General features: G+C 62.0%; 14 protein-coding genes. 13 read left to right on the top strand and 1 reads right to left on the bottom strand.

The features are described from left to right. Window positions 1-9: 9 nt before the first annotated feature. The gene (locus DW925_RS04755) at window positions 10-1254 is read right to left on the bottom strand and encodes an MFS transporter (protein WP_233503773.1); all 1245 of its coding nucleotides are present in this window, start codon (window positions 1252-1254) and stop codon (window positions 10-12) included. A gap of 152 nt (window positions 1255-1406) precedes the next feature. Between DW925_RS04755 and DW925_RS04760 the strand changes: the two genes are divergently transcribed. The 13 genes from DW925_RS04760 (at window position 1407) to DW925_RS04820 (ending at window position 17169) form a co-directional block, all read left to right on the top strand. Further along, window positions 1407-2354 carry an isopentenyl-diphosphate delta-isomerase gene (locus DW925_RS04760; protein WP_158551698.1) on the top strand — a complete coding sequence of 316 codons (948 nt, stop codon included), beginning with the start codon at window positions 1407-1409 and terminating at the stop codon, window positions 2352-2354. A 243-nt stretch (window positions 2355-2597) separates the two neighbouring features. Next, window positions 2598-4055 carry an SLC13 family permease gene (locus tag DW925_RS04765; RefSeq protein ID WP_199408911.1) on the top strand — a complete coding sequence of 486 codons (1458 nt, stop codon included), beginning with the start codon at window positions 2598-2600 and terminating at the stop codon, window positions 4053-4055. A gap of 143 nt (window positions 4056-4198) precedes the next feature. Beyond that, entirely contained in the window at window positions 4199-5686 is a 1488-nt protein-coding gene (locus tag DW925_RS04770) for a UbiD family decarboxylase (protein WP_117582984.1), read from the top strand. Window positions 5687-5719: 33 nt separating this feature from the next. Next, on the top strand, window positions 5720-6313 hold the full coding sequence (locus DW925_RS04775) for a UbiX family flavin prenyltransferase (protein WP_117637681.1): 594 nt from the start codon (window positions 5720-5722) through the stop codon (window positions 6311-6313). A gap of 77 nt (window positions 6314-6390) precedes the next feature. Further along, a complete protein-coding gene (locus tag DW925_RS10195) occupies window positions 6391-7254 on the top strand; it encodes a MerR family transcriptional regulator (RefSeq protein WP_199577039.1) in 864 nt (287 codons plus the stop codon). A gap of 201 nt (window positions 7255-7455) precedes the next feature. Next, a complete protein-coding gene (locus tag DW925_RS04785; RefSeq protein ID WP_117790495.1) occupies window positions 7456-8325 on the top strand; it encodes a hypothetical protein in 870 nt (289 codons plus the stop codon). 79 nt (window positions 8326-8404) lie between these two features. Then, window positions 8405-9298, top strand: coding sequence for an aldose 1-epimerase family protein (locus DW925_RS04790; RefSeq protein ID WP_117790496.1), 894 nt, complete (start codon window positions 8405-8407; stop codon window positions 9296-9298). Window positions 9299-9622: 324 nt separating this feature from the next. After that, a complete protein-coding gene (locus tag DW925_RS04795) occupies window positions 9623-10549 on the top strand; it encodes a transporter substrate-binding domain-containing protein (protein ID WP_117790497.1) in 927 nt (308 codons plus the stop codon). Between the two features lie 9 nt (window positions 10550-10558). Further along, window positions 10559-11707, top strand: coding sequence for an amino acid ABC transporter permease (locus DW925_RS04800; protein WP_117790498.1), 1149 nt, complete (start codon window positions 10559-10561; stop codon window positions 11705-11707). Between the two features lie 22 nt (window positions 11708-11729). After that, window positions 11730-12512 carry an amino acid ABC transporter ATP-binding protein gene (locus DW925_RS04805; RefSeq protein WP_117790499.1) on the top strand — a complete coding sequence of 261 codons (783 nt, stop codon included), beginning with the start codon at window positions 11730-11732 and terminating at the stop codon, window positions 12510-12512. A 72-nt stretch (window positions 12513-12584) separates the two neighbouring features. Then, window positions 12585-14012 (top strand): M20/M25/M40 family metallo-hydrolase, encoded by a 1428-nt coding sequence (locus tag DW925_RS04810; protein ID WP_117790500.1) that lies wholly within the window; start codon window positions 12585-12587, stop codon window positions 14010-14012. A gap of 249 nt (window positions 14013-14261) precedes the next feature. Further along, on the top strand, window positions 14262-15329 hold the full coding sequence (gene prfA / locus DW925_RS04815) for a peptide chain release factor 1 (protein ID WP_117790501.1): 1068 nt from the start codon (window positions 14262-14264) through the stop codon (window positions 15327-15329). A gap of 589 nt (window positions 15330-15918) precedes the next feature. Continuing rightward, window positions 15919-17169, top strand: coding sequence for a HemK/PrmC family methyltransferase (locus tag DW925_RS04820; RefSeq protein ID WP_117637673.1), 1251 nt, complete (start codon window positions 15919-15921; stop codon window positions 17167-17169). Window positions 17170-17175: the final 6 nt, after the last annotated feature.

The following is a 17175-nucleotide window of genomic DNA, read 5'->3' on the forward strand; positions in this document are numbered from 1 at the left end:
CATCTACGCCTACGCCCTCGCCCGCTTGCGCTCCCAGCGGGCCAGCTTAATCGTCACCAGCGTGAGCGCCCAGGCCACAAGCGAGAACGCGGCGCCCACGGCACCCACGTACGCAATGCCAATGCTGCTTACCACGGCGCCGCCCACTGCAGTGCCAAACGAGATGCCGACGTTAAACGCCATGGGCTCAACCGAACTTGCGAGTACCATCGACTTGGGATGGCGGCTGCGTGCCACGTCCATAAAGTGCGTGATGCACGACACCGAGAACAGGTACATGAGCAACGCCAAGCTAAAGACAAAGACCAGCGCGAGCGGCATGGTGCCGCCCACGGCAAACAGCCCGAGTAACGCCGCCGCCTGCAGCACAAACGTAACAAGCAGTGCCTTCATGCCAAAACGCGCATCGATCCATCCGCCCAAGATGTTTGAGGTCAGGCAAAACACGCCGTAGGCCATAAGCGTGGTACTCGCCTGAACAGTGCCCATTCCCAGCACCTGCTCAAGATAAGGTGTCACGTAGCCGTAGAATACGTAGACCGAGCCCACGCCAAACAAAAAGATGAGCATGCCGGTGATGATACTCGGCTCGCGCAGCAGACCCGCCTGCTCGCGAAAGGTGGCAGGCTCATCGGTTTGCCCAGCGCGCGGCATAAACGCCACGAGCGCTCCGCAGATCAGAACGGCAAAGGTCAGCGTGCCGTACATGGCCACGTGCCAGTCGAGCGTGTCGGCCACGAACTTGCCGATCGAAGTGACAAAGACCATTGCCACGGAAAACGCACCATATACCACCGAGATGGCAAGCGAGGTTTGCTGTGGGGACAGCAGCTCGGGGATGTACGTCACACCCACGGCGAGCAGTGCGCCCGAGACGGAGCCCAGGACAATGCGCGAGATAAACAGCACCTGGAAGTTGGGCGCCAACGCCATGACCAGGTTGCCGAGCACAAAAACGATGCTGTAGCACACGAGCAGCTGGTAGCGGCGGAATCGCCCCGTGCTGAGCGCGAGCACCGGCGTGGCGATAGCGTAGACGAGCGCGAACACGCTGATGAGCTGGCCCGCAGTGGCAAGTGATACGCCGAGTTCCGTTGCCAAGTCGCTTTCGATGCCGATGACCACGAACTCCGAGCAGCCGAGCGAGAAGCCCAACAGCACGAGCAGCGCCAGGCAGAGCTTGGTGCGCGCGGGGGAGAGCGCGGCGGCGGTTGACTTACTTTTAGGCGTGGTTGCGGCGGTCAAGGTTGTCACTCCAATGTCGCATGAATAAGCGGGATTCAATCCCTGCAACTCTAACAGAATGTGTCAGGTGCCTGCCCCCTTTGTCGCAGGCTGCGCTTGCCTGTATAGTCGCAATACAGGCGAAGATGGTCTCAGGTACATCGCGGGCGACAGGAGATCCCATGGGTATGCACACGACAAAGGTTGCAGTGGGCGAGGGCAAGTTTGCGCTCGAGGCCCAGTTGACGGTGACGCCGCGCGGCATGGTGGTGTACGCCTGCTCGCCGGAGTACGCGCATCTGGGCGCCACGGCGCAGGCCATTCCGCGCCCTGAGCCCGGTCGCACGGCGACCGTGAGCATCCTGGCCGTTCCGTGCCATCGAGATGAGATCCCGGCGCACGATATCGCGGCGGCGCTGGCCACGCGCTTTGGCGTGCCGGTAGTTGCAAGCACGGGCTTTCATGTGGAGCATGCGACTGCGGACGATCTGCAGCGCGTGCTCGCTACCACCAAGGAGCTCATCGCCGCGCTCGAGGAGGCCGCCGCGCGCATCCTGCGCGCCGGCTGGGATGAGGGCGGTGCAGGCGCCGAGGTCGTGGCGGTCGATGCCGCGACCGGCGAGGCGCTTGGCCCTGTCGATCGCATCGAGGCACATGCCGGCGAGGGCATTCTGCACCAGGCTTTTCTGACGCTTCTAGTTGAGGGCCGGGGCGAAGACGCGCGCCTGCTGCTCTGTCGTCGCAGCAAGCTCAAGCGCCTTTGGGGTGGGGTGCTTGCCGACGGTTGCGCCGGCCATCCGCTCCCCGGGGAAGACGTCGCGGCCGCCACGGCACGTCGCATGGGCGAGGAGCTCGGCGTCGCGCGCGAGCCGGGCGATCTCAAACATCTGGGCCATATCGTCTACCGCGAGGACCACGGCGACGGTCGCTGCGAGTGCGAATGGTGCGAGGTGTTCGCAGCCCATGTCGAGCCGGGCGAGCTGCATATCAACCAAGAGGAGATCTCGGAGGTGCGTCGCGTGGCCCCGTCCGAGCTCAAAGGCTACCTGCAGGGTCACCCCGAGCAGCTGGCCCCCTGGCTCCGCGAGGCGCTCAGCGACCCATCCATCCGTACGGCCTTCGCTATGTAACAAAGGTACAGTCCCTTTGCCATATCCAAACCGTCACAACATTCGATGAAAATCTCGAAAACGAGGAAAAGCGTCGAATGTTGTGACGGTTTTTGTCTAGGGGATCGCTTCTCATCCAAAAATCCCGCTTGACTGTATTGCAACAACACAGCGCAACGTAAGGGGTGTCCGATAACGGGCGCCCCTTTTTAAGTGGCAACGTGGCCGCGAATCCGGAGCGCCCCCAACAAGAAAGGTGGGGAGATGGAAGCGGAAAAGAAGGCGTTTAAGATCACCAAGCGCGAAATTGGCTTTGTGCTGGGTATCGTTGTCTTTTTGCTGGTGAAGTTTCTTCCTTTGGCGGAGCTGAGCTCGACGGTCGAGCTCACGGTCGGCGCTCAGACCTGTCTAGCACTGACGCTCGCCACGGTGGTGTTCTGGGCATGTGGCGTGGCACAGCCGGGCTTTGTGGGCCTGCTCTACTGCGCGCTGCTCGTTCTGTTCAAGGTGTGCGTGGACGACACGGGCGCCGCGAGCATCTCGGCGACGGTCGCCTCCACGTTTAGCTCGTGGACCAAAGCTACCATGTGGCTCGTCATCGGCGCCTACCTCATCGCCAGCGCGGTCAAGGAGTCGGGGCTGGGCGAGCGCATCGCCTATGCGTTTATGCTCAAGTTCGTGCGCGACGCCAAGTCGCTCATCATCTCGATCTTCGCGCTCACCTTTGTGCTGTCGCTGCTGATCCCGCACCCGTTCCCCCGCGCCTTCCTCATCCTCGCCGTCGTCTCGGTCATCGCCGAGTCCGCCGGCTACGGTGACGATGACCGCGGCAAGCTCGGATTCCTCGTGTTTGCCGCTGCCGCCCCGGGTTCCATGTTCTTCCTGACGGGCGACTCCACGCTCAACCCGCTTGTTGCGCAGTACAGCGCCGAGGCCGGCGGCATGAGCCCGTCCTTTATCGACTGGTTCCTGTACATGAGCGTGCCCATGCTGGTTGCGCTGCTGTGTACCCTGTTCTTGGGCCTCTTCCTCTTTAAGCCCAGCAAGGAGCTCGTCTACGATCGCGAGCGGATCGTGGCCAAGCAGGCCGCGCTCGGTAAGCTCTCCGTCAAGGAGATCCGCACCATCGTGTGGCTTGTCATCGCCATCGCGCTGTGGCTCACCGTCTCGGGCGATTACATCGGCTGGGTGACACTTGCCATCGGTGTCGCGCTCGCCATGCCCATCATCGGCGAGGTCCTTACCCCCGCCAGCTGGAACGCTGTCGACATCAAGTCCCTCATGTTCCTGACGGCCGCCATGGCCGTGGGTTCCGTGGGCGGTGCCACCGGCATGAACGCCTGGATCGCCGATGTCGTGCTTCCCAGCTCCGTGCCCGAGAACATCTTCCTGTTCGCCCTGCTTGTCGCCGCGCTCTCCATGATCATCCACATGTTCATGGGCTCGGTCATGGCCGTGCTCGGCGTGTGCGTGCCGGCGTTCATCAGCTTCGCGGCCGGATCCAGCGTGAGCCCGCTCGCCGTGGCGCTCATCGTCTTCACGTCCATCAACATCCACTACATCCTGCCGTTCCACAACCTGCCGATCCTTATCGGCGAGGGCAAGGACGCCGGCGGCTACACCTCCAAAGAGGCTATGCGCATGGGCATTCCCCTCACTGCGGTCGTCTTTATCGTCGTGCTGGTCGAGGCCGCCTGGTTCCACCTCTTTGGCCTGATGTAAGCGGTCGAGCGCTTGGGCTGTAAGCAGCCGAGTGCTCGAACTGCGAGTGGCCGAGCGTCCCATCTATGAGCGCCGCGGCCCCACTACGTTACCCAGCCCGGCGGCATCCTCGCCGCCGGGCACTCTCCCGAAAGGAGCACGCTATGTCCACTACCGATGCTTCCCAGATCCACGACCTGCGCTCCGCACTCGACTTTTTGCGCAAGATGCCGGGCCAGCTGCTCGAGACCGACACCCAGGTCGATCCCGATGCCGAGGTTTCGGGCGTCTATCGCCACGTCGGTGCCGGCGGCACCGTTATGCGTCCGACCAAAGAGGGTCCGGCGATGGTCTTCAACAACGTCAAGGGCTTTGACGACGCCAAGGTCTGCATCGGCATGCTTGCCAGCCGCAAGCGCGTTGCCGCCCTGCTCGACCTGGATGAGGAGCACCTGGGCCTCGAGATCGGTAAGCGCTTCGAGAACCTGATCGCGCCCGAGCAGATCGCCGAGGGTGCGCACGTCGACTGCCAAGAGGTCGTGTACAAGGCGACCGACGAGGGCTTTGACCTGCGCAAGATCGTTCCCGCTCCTACCAACACGCCCGTCGACGGCGGCCCCTACATCACCATGGGCCTCGCCTACGGCACGAGCCCCGACGGCTCCCAGTCCGACGTGACCATCCACCGTTTCTCCTGCGTCGACAAGGACAAGCTCGCCATGTGGATTACCCCCGGCAGCCGTCACCTGGGCGCGTTCTTTGACGAGTACTGCCAGCGTGGCGAGGATATGCCCATCTCCATCTCCATCGGTTTGGACCCCGCCGTGTACATGTGCTGCGGTTTTGAGGCTCCCACCACACCGCTCGGCTTCAACGAGCTGCAAATTGCCGGCGCCCTGCGCGGCCACGCTGTCGAGCTTGCCGACTGCGTCACCGTTCCGCAGAAGTGCATCGCCAATGCCGAGTACGTGCTCGAGGGCTACCTCATGCACGACGAGACCATCAACGAGGACGTCAACGGCCACGGCTACGCCATGCCCGAGTTCCCCGGTTACACCGGTGGCGCCAAGGTCTGCCCGGTGATCAAGATCACCGCCGTTACCACGCGCGTCAACCCCATTATGGAGAGCTGCATCGGTCCTTCGCACGAGCACGTGTCCATGGCCGGTATCCCCACCGAGGCCTCCATCTACAAGATGGTCGAGACCGCCATCCCGGGCCGTCTGCTCAACGTCCACGCCGCTCCCTGCGGCGGCGGCAAGTTCGTTGCCATCATGCAGTTTAAGAAGTCGAGCAAAAATGACGAGGGCCGTCAGCGCAACGCCGCCATGCTCGCCTTCTCGGCATTCTCCGAGCTCAAGCACGTCATCCTTGTTGACGAGGATGTCGATATCTTCGATATGAGCGACGTGATGTGGGCCATGACCACGCGCTTCCAGGCCGACGTCGACCTCATCACCATCCCCGGCTGCCACTGCCACGTGCTCGACCCGTCCAACGACCCCGCGTTCGACCCCACGATTCGCGAGCACGGCATCGCCTGCAAGGCCATCTTCGACTGCACGGTCCCGTTCGACCTCAAGAAGAACTTCATTCGCTCGCAGTTCATGGAGATCGACACAGACAAGTGGGCCAAGGAGATTGCTTTCTAGTAAGTAGCCCTACCAAGTAGTTAAGGAGCCGTCATGCCTGAGTCTTCTGTCCGTCCCCGTCGCATTGTCGTTGGCGTGTCTGGCGCCAGCGGTGCCGCGCTGGGTCTTGAGTGCCTCAAATGCCTGCGCCAGGCCGGCGCCGAGTCGGCGCTTGTCGTCACGCGCGGGGGAGAGATCACCATCGAGCAGGAGCTCGGCATGACGCTCGACGAGTTTGTCGCGCACGCCGATGTGGTCTACGACAACAAGAACATCGGCGCCGCCATCGCAAGCGGCACCTATCCGGTCGACGGTATGATCGTGGCCCCCTGCTCCATGAAGACGCTCGCCGGCATTGCGAGCGGCTACAGCGAAAACCTGTTGTTGCGCGCGGCCGACGTGCAGATGAAAGAGCAGCGCCGCCTGGTGCTCATGGTGCGCGAGACGCCCTTCAGCGCCATTCACGTCGACAACATGGCGCGCCTGGCGCGCGTACCGGGCGTCATGCTCATGCCGCCCATGCTCACGTTTTACAACGGCCCCGCCACGCTCGACGACGCGGTGCATCACATCGCCGCCAAGGCGCTCGAGGCCGTCGGCGTGTCATGCGCAAACTATAAGCGCTGGTCATGGGCGTCTTTAGGGTAGGATACGAGTAGTGTTTGAGCCCGCTGCCCCTGTGGGCGGCGGGCTTTGTGCGCTAAAAGGATGTGCCGGGAGGACTTATGCAGACAGGCATGTATGCGATTAGCGAGATGGCGAGCTTGTTTAACGTTTCGCGCCAAACGCTCATCTACTACGACAAGATCGGTCTGTTTAAACCCGCCGTGGTTAACGAAAAGGGCTACCGTTTCTATTCGCCTACGCAGATCCCGCTCATGCGTCTGATTTGCATGCTTCGCGACCTGGGGCTCGAACTCGACGAGATTGACCGCCTGACCTCGACGTTCGACATTGGCGAGATGACCGATCACCTGCGCTCGCGGGTGCAGGCGCTCGATGAACAGATCGCCGGGCTCAAAGCCGAGCGCGCGAGTGTGCAGGAGCGTCTGAGCTTTTACGACGAGGCGGTTTACTGGCGCGAGCGCGAGGGCAAGCCGGAGCTCAAACAGTTTGAGCGCCGCTACGTGGTCTTTGAGGAGTTCCCGGGCGATATCGAGCGCGGCCGCTCGATGCTTCACCCCACGCTCATGCGGGCGATTCTGCGCATGCGTACGTTGACGGGCACGCGCCCCATGCGCGGCTGGGGTGCCATGCTGCGTCGCGAGGCGCTGCATTCCGACGACCCTATTGCCGGCGCCGGCTCCTTTGCCGTGCTGCCGCGCGGTGCCGAGGAGCTGCTGCCGAGCGATCCCGCCGAGCTGGCAGAGATCGGCATCGAAGTACTGCCCGAGGGCACATACCTGTGCATGAGCCGCTGGGGCATGCCGTACGAGCCCGAAGGCATCCGCGCCATCGTGGCCTGCATGGACGAGCACGCGCTCCAGCCCGTTGGCAACGCCTTCGACTTTTGCTACCTCGATACCACGAGCTACGACGAGTCCCACCAAGAGGACTTTTGCTGCATCCAAATCCCCGTCGCCCTCTAGATGTGACAAGGGGACTGCTCCTTCGTCACATTCGTGGTGTGGCTGCTGCCCAAACCGTCACAACATTCGATGAAAATCTCGAAAACGAGGAAAAGCGTCGAATGTTGTGACGCTTTTCCTGTCTGTGCCGGCGAGCTCCCGTGCCATCTGGGGGTATAAGGCTAGCAAGTGTTTATTTGCGAGGCCTAAGGGGCGCCCCGTATGGATATCGATAACTTTGAATGGTGGTATAGCGAGGGCGAGGCTCCGGACGAGGAGTGGGACGAGCCCGCGCCGCGTGACGTGTCGAGCGACGAGGACGAGACCGGCGGCGATGCTGCTGTCGAGCCTGACGCCGCCTCCGATGCCGCCGAGCCTCTGACCTTTGAGCAGGCTTGGGCCCAGGCTGAGGCCGACGAGGCAAAGGCCGATGCCACGGCCACACTCGGTGAGCCAGCCGACATGTCCATCTCGCCGGCAAAGACCCCGCAGCCGCGTCACACTATCGATCCCGACAGCACGGCATCCTTCAGCATTCTCGACGTGCCCTCGCAGGGTGCCCAGGCGCCTGCGCCCACGCATCGCCCCGATCTGGCTCGCGAGGAAGATGCGGGACGTCGCTCTCCGCTTGGCCCCATCCTTATCGCCTTTATGGCCGGCGTTATCGCATGCTCGGTAATTGGAAACGTCTGGAGCCATGTTGAACAACAGCGCAAAGACGCCGCCAAGGTCGAGATGTCCGTCGAACAATCGCTCAGCCGCACGCGCTCGGTGCATGTATCGGTCGAGGTCAAGGACGGCGCGACGTGGGACACCGCGCGCGGCGACAGCCAGATGCTCGTCCATATCGTGGGTCGCACGCTCAAGGGGCAAGCGATCGACGAGTACCAATACGTCAATTCCGAAGGTGACGGCATCGAACTCAAGCCCGGCGACTACGAGCTCACGGTCGATGAGCCGCCCGTCGCCACCGACGGCACGCGTTACCGTGCCTCAAAGCGCATGGTTCCGGTGAGTTTTAATTCACAGGCACCCGATACGGTTGACAGCACGCCGCAGGGCGGGTTCGACCTTTACGCTATTGCTCAATAACTGCGCCTGACGCTCAACCCCGCCGCCAAGAGTGGGACAATAGCCCTCGACACCGTTGTTTACTATTGGAGGAAGTAGCATGTCCACCGTCACCACCATCAAGCGCGGCGGCCTCACCGCGGCCATCGATTCCATGGGCGCCCAGCTCACGAGCCTTGCCCTCAACGGCAACGAGTATCTGTGGCAGGGCGACCCGGCCTTTTGGGGCAAGCACGCGCCTATCCTGTTCCCCATCGTGGGATCGCTGCGCAACAACACGGCGACGTCTGCGGCCGGCACCTGCGAGATGCCGCGCCACGGACTCGCTCGCATCGTCGAGCACAAGTTGGTCGAGGTTTCGGAGGACGGCTCCTCGGTAACGTACGAGATCACTGACACGCCCGAGTCGCTCAAGGCGTTCCCGTTCCACTTTAAGCTCAACATGACCTATGCCCTGACCGGCGACGCCACGCTCACGCAGACCTTTGCCGTCACCAACACCGGCGACGTGGCCCTGCCGTTCTCGGTGGGCGGTCATCCTGCATTCAACGTGCCCGCCCCCGGTGCCGAAGACGAGGCGTTCGAGGATTACGAGCTGGCGTTTACCGAGGCTTGGACTAACGAGGCCCCCATCATCACGCCCGACGGTCTTATGACGTTCGAGGGCAGCTACAAGGCTCCCGATAACTCGGACGTGCTGCCCATCACGCACCGCAGCTTCGATAACGATGCCATCATGTTCACCGATGTCCCGGGTTCCACGCTCACGCTGCGCGGCCGCAAGTCGGGCCACGGCGTCAAGATCGACTTTGAGGGCTTTAAGTACATCGGCGTGTGGTCTGCCGCCAACGACGCCCCGTTTGTGGCGCTCGAGCCCTGGACCGGCCACACCACCATGGACACCGAGGACGACGTCTTTGAGCACAAGGTCAACACCATTACCTTGGCACCGGGTGAGACGGACGTTCGCAGCTTTAGCGTTACCCTGCTCTAGAGGTTCCGCCGTTCTAACGAACGACGGACCGGTCGACGCTGCGCGCCACCCAGAGCGACAATTTGTCATTCAAAAGGCAAGGCATGACCAGAAGGTCTATGCCTTGCCTTTTTCATGCTAACTTGTTCGCTCTGGGTGGCGCCCGCTGACATTGCCAAAACATCGGCGTCGCCGTTTCCGTCAAGGGTTTGGTGCATGGGGGACAGGTTGCTTTGTGCCAATCGTTCTCGTGTGTCTATTAATTTTTCGCGCACATGCCGCGCTGCTGGTTGCGGGCGTATATCCTGTCTTATTGTCAGCAAAACGAAACAGGGAAGGCACCAGATGCAATCTCGACAACAGCGCGACATGCAGGCCCAGCCGATATGCAGCCGTCGCATCTTTTTGGGTAGCGCTCTCGCTGCGAGCGCTTCTGTCGTCGCCGGCGCACTTGCCGGTTGCCAGCGCCCCTCCACGCTGGAAGTAGTTCAACCCACGACGGGCGGCGGTCGCGACGACCTGTCCGATTCCGTTATCGGCAAGGACAAGATCCGCATCGGTATGGAGGCAGCCTACGCCCCGTACAACTGGCAGGTCTCCGAAGCCAGCGAGTACACCATCCCCATCGACAACGTGCAGGGCGCCTATGCCGATGGTTACGACGTGCAGATCGCCAAGATCGTCTGCAAGGCCCTCGGCGGCGAGCCCGTTGCCGTCAAGCAGAGCTTCTCGGGCCTTATCGATTCGCTCAACAACGGCCAGATCGACCTCATCATTGCCGGCATGAGCGCTACGCCCGAGCGCGAGGAGTCCGTCGGCTTTTCCGACCCGTACTTCATTGGCTACTTTGGCCTGTTCGTAAAAGAGGGCTCGCCCTACCAAAACGCCACCAAGCTCAGCGACTTTAGCGGCGCCACGGTGCTCGGCCAAAAGGACACCATGCTCGATACCGTCATCGACGAGATCCCGGGCGTTGTGCACAAAAACCCGGTCGATTCGGTCCCCACGGTGTTCTCGAACCTGCTGCAGGGCACGTGCGACGCCGTGACCTACAACACGGAGAACGAAAAGGGCTATATGGCCCAAAATCCCGGTATCGTCCCCATCCACTTTGCCGAGGGCGAGGGCTTTAAGCAGGAGGTCACGGCAAACGTCGGCTGCCGCAAGGGCTCGGACAAGCTGCTTAAGCTCATCGACAAGACACTCAAGGGCATTAGCCAAGAGGAGCGCGACCAAATGTGGGACGCGTGCCTCGACCGTCAGCCGGCATAGGGAGGCAGCATGAAAACCATTAATCGCCTGGCCTCCTTTATCAAGGCCGACCACCGTTATGTATACCTGGGCACGAGTGTTATCGCGGCGCTCGGCCTGGCGTTTAGCCAACGCAACCCCACGCCGCTGAGCTTCTTGGCCCCCACCGGTATCTTCCAAGATTGTCTTTGGGCGATCCTGTGGGCGTGGCTCGTCGTGTCGGCGGCGGCGCTCGTCACCAAGCTTATGCACTGGAGCGACTATCGCGAAAAGTCGCCGTTCGCATCTGAGCGTTTCCGTCGTGGAGCACGTTTAGGCAGCTACGTCGTGGTCGCCATCGCGGCAGTTTTCTTTATCGACCGCTGCGTCATGTCGTTTATCGACCTGGTGCAGGTGAGCATTGTCTCGGATTCCAACCCCAGCGACTTTTTGTCGAGCCTGGTCTACATGACCTACAAGAGCGGCGACTTCTTCATTCGCGGTATCGAGATCACCATCGCGCTTGCCACCTTCGGCACCGTCATCGCATTCTTCCTGGCACTGCTCTTTGTGTTCCTGCGTATTCAGACGTTCGACCGCGTGGATAACGACCTGGTGCGCTTCTTTAAGAGTATCGGCCGCGGCTTTGCGACCGTCTACTCCACCATCGTGCGCGGCACGCCCATGATGGTCCAGGGTCTGCTCATCTATTACGCGGGCTTCACCGTTTTGCGCGGCATGGGCTTCGAGACCGCTCAGGCCAACCAGATCTGGAGCACCTTCACCGCCGGCCTCGTCACCATCTCGCTCAACTCCACCGCCTACATGATGGAAGTCCTGCGCGGCGGCATCGAGTCCATCGATCCCGGCCAGGCCGAGGCAGCACGCTCGCTGGGCCTGTCGCAGTGGCAAGCTATGCGCAAAGTCGTGTTCCCCCAGGGCATTAAAAACGCGATCCCGGCGCTCACCAACGAGCTCATCATCAACATCAAGGACTCGTCGGTGCTCTCGGTTATCGGCGTGTTCGACCTCATGTACGCCACCACCACCGTCGCCGGCGTGTACTATCGCCAGATGGAAGTCTACTGCGTGGCGCTCGTGGTCTACCTGATCCTGACGCTCGTGGCGAGCCGCCTGCTCGAGGCCTTTGGCAAAAAGCTCGGTGCCGAGGCTCCGGCCACGCTGCCCAGCTCCAACTAGGCGCAAGACGAGGAGATTCATCATGGCAGATACCGTTACTACCGGCGCTGCGGCCGCGCAAACCAAAGAGCCGCTCATCCGCGTTGAGGGCCTGCGCAAGAGCTTTGGCTCGCTCGAGGTGCTCAAGGGCATCGACCTGGCCGTTAGCCCCGGCGAGGTCGTCACCATCATCGGCGCCTCGGGCTCGGGCAAGTCGACCTTCCTGCGCTGCCTCAACCTGCTCGAGACCCCGGACGCAGGCCACATCTGGTTCCACGGCCAGGACCTCACGGCCGAGCGCTGCAACATCAACAAGCTGCGCGAGGACATCGGCATGGTGTTCCAGGGCTTTAACCTGTTCAACAACATGGATGTGCTCGACAACTGCACGCTCGCGCCCGTCACGCTCAAAAAGATGAGCAAGGCCGAGGCTGAAAAAATTGCGATGGAGCATCTGACGAGTGTGGGACTCGAAAAATTCGCGCACGCCGCCGTGGGTCGCTTGTCCGGTGGTCAAAAGCAGCGCGTGGCCATCGCTCGTGCTCTATGCATGAACCCGCAGATCATGCTGTTCGACGAGCCGACCTCCGCACTCGACCCCGAGATCGTGGGCGAGGTGCTCGAGGTCATGCGCAAGCTCGCTGCCGACGGCATGACCATGGTCGTCGTCACGCACGAGATGGCCTTTGCCCGCACGGTGTCCGACCGCGTGGTCTTCATGGACAAGGGCGTGGTGCTCGAGGATGCCGCGCCGGCCGAGCTCTTTGGCAACCCCAAACACCAGCGTACCCGCGAGTTCCTCTCGCGTTATCTCGAGGACAAATAACCGACCGCAAACGCTTACGTTGCAGGGCCGCTCCCGTGGGGCGGCCTTTGTCGTCACAATCGAAAGGATGTCATGGCCGAGGTTTGGCGCTTCTTTGCGCATGAGGACGATTTTGCCGATATAGACGAGGTCAGCGCGTGCGAGCGCTTGGGCCGCGTGCTGTCGTTTCCGACCATTTCGAGCATGGATGCCGAGGCGGTGGACTGGCAGCCCTTCGACGACCTGCGCGCCTATATGCAGCAGGCCTGGCCGCGCGTGTTTGCGGCGGGCGAGGTCGAGCTTATCGACCACTCGCTGTTGGTGACGCTTGTCGGCTCCGACCCTGCTCTCAATCCCGTTATGCTCATGGGCCACATGGACGTGGTCCCCGTGGTGCCGGGTACCGAGGCCGACTGGACGCACGCCCCCTTTAGCGGGCACGTGGACGACACCTACATTTGGGGCCGCGGCGCTATCGACATGAAGGATCAGGTCGCAGGCATTCTCGAGGCGGTTGAGTATGCATTGGCGCACGGTTGGGAGCACGAGCGCACCCTGCTGCTGGCTTTTGGCCAGGACGAGGAAACCACGCAGTACGGCGCGGGGGCGATCGGTCGCGTGCTCGAGGAGCGCGGTATTGAACTTGAATACCTGCTCGACGAGGGTGACTACCGTATTGTTTCGGCTGCCGAGTACGGCGCGGGCGAGGGCTGGCTTATGCATGCCGACCTTGCCGAGAAGGGCTACGCCGATATTGTGCTCAAGACGAAGAGTGAGGGAGGGCATTCGTCAAACCCCTACGGTGGCACATCGCTCGAGGTACTGAGCCGCGCTATCGCCGCAATCTGCGATATCGAGTGGCCGACGCGTGTGACCGATCTGCTTGCCGCGCAGCTTGTCGAGCTGGGGCTCTACACGGCGGATGAGATTGCCTCCAACAAGGACACCATCGTGTGCGAGTGCCTCGCCAGCAAAAAACTCTATCCGCTCGTGACCACTACCTGCGCGCCGACCCAAATCGAGGGCGGTAGCACCGGCGCTAACGTGATGCCGCAGGATATGTGGGCCAATATCAACTTCCGCATGCTCGAGGGCACGGGCGTGGCCGATGTCGCTACTCGCTGCCGCGAGGCCGTTGCCGCGGCGGGCCTTGCCGGGCGCGTGGAGGTCGAACTCGGCCCCGGCAGCTCCGAGCCCTCGCCGTCCCCGCGTGTCGGCGGGCCGGGGCTCGAGGCCGTCCGCACCATCGCCGCCCGCTATTTCCGTGATCCTTTGGGGACGGAGGAAAACGGATCATCGGCGGCGGGCGGGGTTCCTGTCAGCATCGTCCCCTCAACCGTGATTGGCGCCACCGATGCTGCCAACTACCAGCGCATTTGCCCCGAGTGCATTCGCTTCTCGGCCTTTGTGGTCGACGATGACGAGTGCGACCGCGGCGTCCATGGCACTAACGAGCGCATCACCCGCCGCGCCTACCTCCAGGGCATCCGCTTCCTCGTCGCTCTACTCCAAACGCTCTAGCCAAAAAGCAAGCCCTCGGCGCAATGGGGTCAGGTTTGTTTGCACCAATCATTCCGTGCGGGTTATATGCAGGTTTGCCTGTGCACGCTATCATGTATGGGTTAGACCGCAACTATGTACCCCATACGCGAAGGGATGCGCATGTATCTGAAGATCGACATGTTCTAGCCGGGCTTACCCCCGCAGTGGCGCCGCGCGCCCCATCAACTCTGCCGATTTTCACCTTCACGCATATAAAGGAGTCCCGCCATGCGCGACAAGCTCGAAAAGATCATCAAGGCCTACGAGGAGCTCGAGAAGAAGCTTTCCGACCCGGCCGTCGCCTCCGACATCAAGGAGTTCACGCGTCTCAACAAGGAGTACGCGCACCAGTCCGACCTCATTGCCGCTTCGCGCGAGTACATCAGCGCGCTCGACGATATCGAGGCTGCCAAGGAGATGCTCCGCGACACCACCGATGCCGATGAGAAAGAGATGCTCCAGATGGACATCTCCGAGAACGAGGACAAGCTTCCCCAGCTCGAGGAAGATATCAAGTACATGCTCATCCCGAGCGACCCCAACGACGACAAGAACACCATCGTCGAGATCCGCTCCGCCGCCGGTGGCGACGAGGCGGCCATCTTCGCCGGCGACCTGTACAAGATGTACCAGCGCTTTTGCGAGTCGCGCGGCTGGAAGACCACCGTGCTCGACTCCAGCCCCAGCGAGGCCGGCGGCTTTAAGTCCATCGAGTTCAAGGTCGAGGGCGACCGCGTCTACTCCGTCATGAAGTTCGAGTCCGGCGTGCACCGCGTCCAGCGCGTTCCCAAGACCGAGTCCCAGGGCCGTATCCAGACCTCCACGGCGACCGTCGCCGTACTTCCCGAAGCCGAGGAGATCGACGTCCAGATCAACCAGTCCGACCTGCGCATCGATACCTACTGTGCCTCCGGCCCTGGCGGTCAGTGCGTTAACACCACCTACTCCGCCGTGCGCATCACCCACCTGCCCACCAACACCGTGGTGCAGTCGCAGGAACAGCGCTCCCAGATCCAGAACCGCGAAGTCTGCATGCAGATGCTGCGCGCCCGTCTGTACGAGATGGAGCTCGAGAAGCAGCAGGCAGAGCTCGGTGCTGAGCGCCAGAGCCAGATCGGCCACGGCAACCGTTCCGAGAAGATCCGTACCTACAACCAGCCCCAGGACCGCGTGACCGATCACCGCATCGGTTTCAACTCCACCTACAATGGCGTCCTCCTGGGTGACCAGCTCGGCACCGTCATCGAGGCGCTCGCCGCCGCCGAGCGTGCCGAGAAGCTGGCACAGGCAGTCTAAGTTCCGCCGTTCTACCGAACGGCGGACCAGCCGACGCTGCGCGCCGTCCAGAGCGACAATTTGTCATTCAAAAGGCAAGGCATGACCAGAAGGTCTATGCCTTGCCTTTTTCATGCCAACTTGTTCGCTCTGGACGTCGCTCGCTGGCATTGCCAAAACATCGGCGTTTCCTTGGTTGTCAAATGATCCGTAGGGAGTCATTGGGGACATTGCTTTGAGATGTTATTCAGTCGGCTGTTATGGCATTTGAGCTGCTTACCTGCTTAAGGTAATTGACGGCATATATCTGCTATCGAAAATATTGCTCGAAAAATTGTCCAAGAAGTCGCGGGGCGATTTTTGATGGGTCGCGCGTCAAGTGATTTGGCAAGTTCTTGGTTAGATATTGGTCAGTTTTGGGGCAACCTTGCCAAAAGCTTGACGGATGCAGATTTAGACGTCGACGAATGAACACTCTAGGCAGGCTCCAAGCAAAATTCTGGGCTGATTCTCGATAATCGCCTTCAATCGTCCCTTGCCAAGCGCTGGCCTCGCTTACAATCTGCTCCGACATTCGCGCGCCGCCCGGCGCTTAAGAGGGGAGGGCCCCATGGCAAACGAGATCTGGACCATCAAGCGTTGTCTCGAGTGGACCAAGGAGTACCTGGCCGAGCGCGGCGAGGAGCATCCCCGTCTTTCCGCCGAGTGGCTGCTGTGCGCCGCCACGGGCCTGGCGCGCATTGACCTATATATGCGTATGGACGAGACGCTTAACGCGGCCCAGCTCGAGACCATGCATGCGGCCGTCGTTCGTCGCGCCAAAGGCGAGCCGCTGCAGTACATCACCGGCAGCACGCAGTTTCGCATGATTGACGTCGCGTGCGCTCCCGGTGTGCTCATTCCGCGCCCCGAAACCGAGATGCTCGTCGAGGAAGTCCTCAATTATCTGGATGCCGAGGTGCTGAGCCCCGAGGCTGCTGCCCGTCAGCGTGTTGAGCTGCCTTGGAACGATGAGGTCGAGGAGGCACGCAAGGCCGAGGCCGCGCTGGCAGACGAACGGGCGACTGCCGAGCGCCGTGCCGCTAATCTGACGGCTGCCGATGAGGCGGCGCTAGGCGGCGACGTACTGGGCAGCCGTGCCTATGCCGAGGAACTGGCCGATCGCGAGGCCGAGGAAGCCGCCGCGCAGGCAGCAGAAGCCGAAGCCGCGGAAGCCGCCGAGTCCGAGCTCGACGAATACGGCGTCGCCATCGAGGGTGCCGACCAGGAGACGGTTTCAGCTCAGGATGCCGCTGCGCCTGCCCCAGCCGAGCCCCGCACTGCCCGCGTTCTCGAGGTCGGCTGCGGCACGGGCTGCATTTCGCTCTCCCTTGCCTGGGAGCGCCGCGGCCACGTTACCTGCACCGCCACCGATATCGAGTCGCGCGCCATCGATCTGGCCACCAAAAACCGCGACACCCTCGGCCTCACGGCAGATGAGGTTGCCTTTAGCCTCACCAACCTGGTGAGTTCCATTCCCCGCGAAGAGTGGGGCACCTTTGATGTGCTCGTCTCCAACCCACCTTACATCCCGACCGACGTCATGCGCTCGCTGCCGCACGAGGTCAAGGACTTTGAGCCCGACCTGGCGCTCGAGGGCGGCGCCGACGGCCTCGATATCTTCCGCCGCCTGCTCAACGCGGCGCCTTACATGCTGCGCGCCGGCGGCCTGTTTGCCTGCGAGCTCTACGAGGGTACCCTCGATGCCGCGGCCGAGCTCTGTCGCCAGGCAGGCCTTTCGGACGTGCGTATCGTCCATGACCTTACCGATCGCCCCCGCATCGTCCGAGCCATCGTCACCGAGCCCAAGCAGCGCCAGTAATATTTA

The organism is Collinsella sp. AM43-1, assembly GCF_003467925.1.
Lineage (GTDB): Bacteria > Actinomycetota > Coriobacteriia > Coriobacteriales > Coriobacteriaceae > Collinsella.